A 4,200-nucleotide genomic window follows, 5' to 3' on the forward strand; every position below is an offset into this window, starting at 1 on the left:
AGTGGTGGAGGGGGAAGGATTCGAACCTTCGAAGGCTGAGCCGTCAGATTTACAGTCTGATCCCTTTGGCCACTCGGGAACCCCTCCACGCTATTTTAAGGAAATGAATGGTGCCGACTGACGGAATCGAACTGTCGACCTACTGATTACAAGTCAGTTGCTCTACCAACTGAGCTAAGCCGGCACATCATTTCGGAGCGGGATAATAGGTAAATGTGGCTCTGAGTTCAAGCGTATTAGCGACTTTTTTCCAAAAAAAGTGCTAATTGAGCATTTTTCGACCCTGACACCCCTTTAAGCGCAGGTTGGCGGCCTGACAAGTTAGCAGAAAGTTGTGTAGGTATAGTGAATGGTGTAATGTGCCAGCCAACAAAGGAATGGCAATAATATGACCCAAGAAAGCCGGCAGCAAAGTGCCACCTACTTAAACTTCTCCCAACGACAATGGGCACATTTGCGCGATTCAGTCCCTTTGACGCTAACCGATCAGGATCTTGATGCCCTAAGAGGTATCAACGAACAAGTATCGCTCAAAGAAGTTTCTGATATTTATTTGCCGCTGTCGCGATTGCTTAACTTGATTGTTAACTCACAGCAAAGTCGTGGCGTCATTCTCGAGAAGTTCTTGGGTAAGTATCCGTCTCGTCGTCCTTACATCATTAGTATTGCTGGCAGTGTTGCGGTCGGTAAAAGTACCACAGCGCGTATTCTACAAGCGCTTTTGCAACGCTGGCCTGAGCACCCGAAAGTCGACCTAGTAACTACCGATGGATTCCTTTATCCCCTTGAAGACCTCAAGCAACGCGAGCTGCTGCATCGCAAAGGCTTTCCAGAGAGCTATGATGTCAAGCACTTGGTTGAGTTCGTCGCAGCGATAAAGTCGGGCGAGCAAGGTGTCACAGCGCCTGTGTACAGCCATGTTCGTTACGATCGCATTCCGGGCAAGGAAATCGAAATCAACCAGCCAGATATTTTGATTTTGGAAGGGTTGAACGTACTGCAGAACGCCCAAGACGCCGGTGCCCAAGGACACAGCCAGTACGTATCGGATTACGTCGATTTTTCGATATACGTAGACGCGCCTCAAAATTTGCTAAAGCAATGGTATATCGAGCGTTTTTTGCAGTTTAGAGATACCGCCTTTAGTCGCGCTGACAGCTACTTCAATCACTATGCGAATCTGTCTGACGAGCAAGCCTTTGAAACCGCAGGTCATATTTGGGACACGATTAATGGGCCCAACTTGGTACAAAATATTCTGCCAACCCGTGAGCGAGCATCGCTGATACTCAAAAAAGGCCCTGACCACTTAGTCCAGCAGGTACTACTCAGCAAGTAGACGCAGCGACACTTCGCCACCGCTGTAACTGTTGCGCTCACCGCTGGTGTCCTCTAGCAACAGATTGCCTTCACTATCGACACCCAGATAGCGGCCAGTAATGACTTTAGCCGCCGAAGTCAAAGTGACCTGCTGACCAATGAACAAGTCCAACGCTTCCCATCGAGGTAGGAAAGGCTCGAGTCCCGACAACTCAAACTGGGCGAGATCCTTAAGTAGGTTCTCGTGTAGAGCATGAATTAGTTGGTTCTTAGCAATAACCGCACTTGATTCTTGAGTGAGATCGGCCCACGGCTGATCAATAGCAGCACCTAGGGCTTTAGGCATCGCTATATTGACCCCAAAACCAATCACCAGATGGCAAGGCCCCTCCGGTGAGCCTTTAATCTCCACAAGGACACCTGCGAGCTTGCGGCCAAAGCGATAGATATCGTTAGGCCATTTCAGTCCGATTCCGTCGAACCCTAGCTTTTCAAGCGTCTCTGCGAGGCTTAAGCCAACCACTAGGCTCAGCCCCATCGCGGCAGCGAAGCCATCGTCGATTCGCCAATAGACAGATTGATAAAGGTTGCTACCGTAAGGGGAGATCCATTGACGGCCGCGGCGACCGCGCCCTGCGGTTTGGCACTCGGCTATGCAGGTCTCTCCTTTTACGAGCTCGTGGCAGCGCTCCATCAAATAAGCATTGGTTGACTCGATTTGATGAAACCAATGCAGAGGTCGCGACAACAGCTTTTCAAGTTCCGCAGGTTGACTCAAGCTCACTTGGTCGGCCAGTTTGTAGCCCTTGCCCTTTACCGAGTAAACCTCTAGCCCCTCTTGATTGAGCTGCTTTACCTTCTTGTTTACCGCCGCACGAGTCATTCCCATTTGCTCTGATAGCCATTCGCCAGAGACAAAACCCTGCTGGTTTAACAGACTCAAGAGCTGATGTTTTTTCTGCCAACTATCCATACCGGCTGATTTCCACCTCGCCGTTGCTGCCAAATATTCGAACTTCAGGCTGCAGTTTTACCTGATAAACCTCAAAGACGCGTTGTTGAATGTGATTCGCAAGCGCCACTAAATCCTGTGGCTTACCACCGCCGTGATTCACTAGCACCAGCGCTTGATGCTGGTGTACCCCGACTTTTCCTTGAAGGTGCCCCTTAAGGCCTAGCTTGTCGATCAGGTAGCCAGCGGCGAGCTTAATTCCGCCTTGGTGTTGCGGATAGCCCACGAGATTCGAGTCCAAGGACCTAAGATGATCATATAACTCAACACTAACTACTGGGTTCTTGAAAAAACTGCCGGCATTGCCAAGGACCTTAGGATCAGGGAGCTTTTGCTGGCGAATCTGACAGACTTCCCGATAAACTTGCAGTGGAGACAAATCGGATTCATCCTCCAAGGACTTTAGTGGGCCATAGCTCAGTTTGGGCTGCCAGGGCTTTGGCAGCCAAAGCACTAGCTCAGTGATCCAAGCTTTGTCTTTTAACTGGTGCTTAAACACAGAGTCTCGATAGCCCAATTGGCACTCGGCCTTGCTCAAGCTATGAGTTTCACCAGAATTCGGGTCGATAAAAGTCAAGGATTCGAGCACTTGAGATAACTCAACCCCATACGCACCAATGTTTTGAACTGGCGCCGCACCAACGCAACCAGGAATGAGCCCTAAGTTCTCAAGGCCACCAATCCCTTGCTGTGATAACCATGCAACCGCCGAATCCCAGTTTTCGCCCGCGCCTAAGGTCAATCTCACGCCATCTGCATTGTCTTCTAGCTTTCGACCCATAATGCGGTTGATCAGTACATCGCCATCATAGTCCTCTAAGAAAATCGCGTTGGAACCTTCGCCTAGGATTATTGGGTTGTGCAGCTGGCGAGACACGATCAATTGCTTAAGCTGCTCGGCGCTGGCCACAGTGACTATCGAGCGAGCGATTTGCTCGAAGCCGAAGGTATGGTGGTTAGAAAGATCAAAGGTTTGCATAAGACAGGTCGCTTCAGTATTCGCGCTTAGTTTAACTCAGGTACCGTCAAAACCAGAACAGAAAGTCGAATTCAATAGAGGAAAGGATCCGCCAGTTTAAATAACGCGTACTAAAATTATGTTATTGAGTGAGGTAGCGACCATGAAGTACGTAGCATTAAGTATCCTAGCCAGCATCATAGGTTTCGTTTCCTACGTTGCCTGGGCTTATCCACACCTGGTTGAAGCGCAGAGCCACCGCAGCTTGATTTATTTCGCTCCTGAGCACGACGACTCAGTAGATAAGTTCGTCAAGCAAGCCAGTTTCCACGAGTGCCTGCTGAAAGCCAGAAATACCTTTGTCCTAGTCGTAACTGACGCTGAGCGATCCGAGAGCATGCACTATCACAGCTACGACTGGACTGAGCTGAGAAACAAGTACCAAGTTGGCCCAGATCAGACTGCTCTGATCCTCGTTAGCGACGACGGTCAAGAGGCACAACGTTGGGACAATACAATCTGGAGCGAAGTCTTCCAGATGCTCGACAACAGCACCAACAACATAGACGCACAAAACCGACGCCTAAAACGCTGCTCTGCTTAGCTCGCAGTAAGCACGAGCTAGGATTAGTATCTCTAGTGGAAGCTCGAAGAGAGGTCACATGGGGGTGACAAATTCGTCGGGAACGAATTTGAACGCACAACGCACTTTAGTGCGGCCCGAAGGGTGACCTACAGGGAAGTAGGTCATAAGAGGACCGACGCGCTAGTAGCGGCTTTGCAGTTAGCAACGGGCAGGTTCATCTTTCCCTGCGAGGAGCCTGCCGGTGTCCAGGCCTTCGCAGAGCTCAGGCCGTTACGCCGGCGAAGGCCAAACTCTTGGCCTTCTTATTCCCGGCTCCACCCTACT

General features: G+C 50.2%; 4 protein-coding genes and 2 tRNA genes. 2 read left to right on the forward strand and 4 right to left on the reverse strand.

All coding sequences use genetic code 11. The features are described 5' to 3' along the window. Positions 1 to 2 precede the first annotated feature (2 nt). Positions 3 to 87: transfer RNA gene (locus tag CLC93_RS17460), tRNA-Tyr, on the reverse strand. A gap of 21 nt (positions 88 to 108) precedes the next feature. Further along, positions 109 to 184 (reverse strand) — tRNA-Thr (locus CLC93_RS17465). 204 nt (positions 185 to 388) lie between these two features. Between CLC93_RS17465 and coaA the strand changes: the two genes are divergently transcribed. Then, positions 389 to 1,339, forward strand: a complete 951-nt coding sequence (gene coaA, locus CLC93_RS17470) for a type I pantothenate kinase (RefSeq protein WP_095507275.1) — start codon at positions 389 to 391, stop codon at positions 1,337 to 1,339. Here coaA and birA read toward each other — a convergent pair. Next, positions 1,325 to 2,293, reverse strand: coding sequence for a bifunctional biotin--[acetyl-CoA-carboxylase] ligase/biotin operon repressor BirA (birA, locus tag CLC93_RS17475; protein ID WP_095507276.1), 969 nt, complete (start codon positions 2,291 to 2,293; stop codon positions 1,325 to 1,327). The genes coaA and birA overlap by 15 nt on opposite strands. Beyond that, positions 2,286 to 3,311 carry a UDP-N-acetylmuramate dehydrogenase gene (murB, locus tag CLC93_RS17480; RefSeq protein WP_095507277.1) on the reverse strand — a complete coding sequence of 342 codons (1,026 nt, stop codon included), beginning with the start codon at positions 3,309 to 3,311 and terminating at the stop codon, positions 2,286 to 2,288. The genes birA and murB overlap by 8 nt, the downstream gene beginning before the upstream one ends. A 142-nt stretch (positions 3,312 to 3,453) precedes the next feature. Here murB and CLC93_RS17485 point away from each other — a divergent pair, with 142 nt between their 5' ends. Beyond that, positions 3,454 to 3,894, forward strand: coding sequence for a DUF4174 domain-containing protein (locus tag CLC93_RS17485; RefSeq protein WP_169903112.1), 441 nt, complete (start codon positions 3,454 to 3,456; stop codon positions 3,892 to 3,894). Positions 3,895 to 4,200 lie beyond the last annotated feature (306 nt).

This window comes from Paraferrimonas sedimenticola (genome assembly GCF_002282855.1).
Classification (GTDB): Bacteria; Pseudomonadota; Gammaproteobacteria; order Enterobacterales; family Shewanellaceae; genus Paraferrimonas; species Paraferrimonas sedimenticola.

Bases quoted from the DNA above. Each gene is read 5' to 3' on its own strand.
- coaA (WP_095507275.1), top strand. From the start codon at position 389: ATGACCCAAGAAAGCCGGCAGCAAAGTGCCACCTACTTAAACTTCTCC.
- birA (WP_095507276.1), bottom strand. From the start codon at position 2,293: ATGGATAGTTGGCAGAAAAAACATCAGCTCTTGAGTCTGTTAAACCAG.
- murB (WP_095507277.1), bottom strand. From the start codon at position 3,311: ATGCAAACCTTTGATCTTTCTAACCACCATACCTTCGGCTTCGAGCAA.
- CLC93_RS17485 (WP_169903112.1), top strand. From the start codon at position 3,454: ATGAAGTACGTAGCATTAAGTATCCTAGCCAGCATCATAGGTTTCGTT.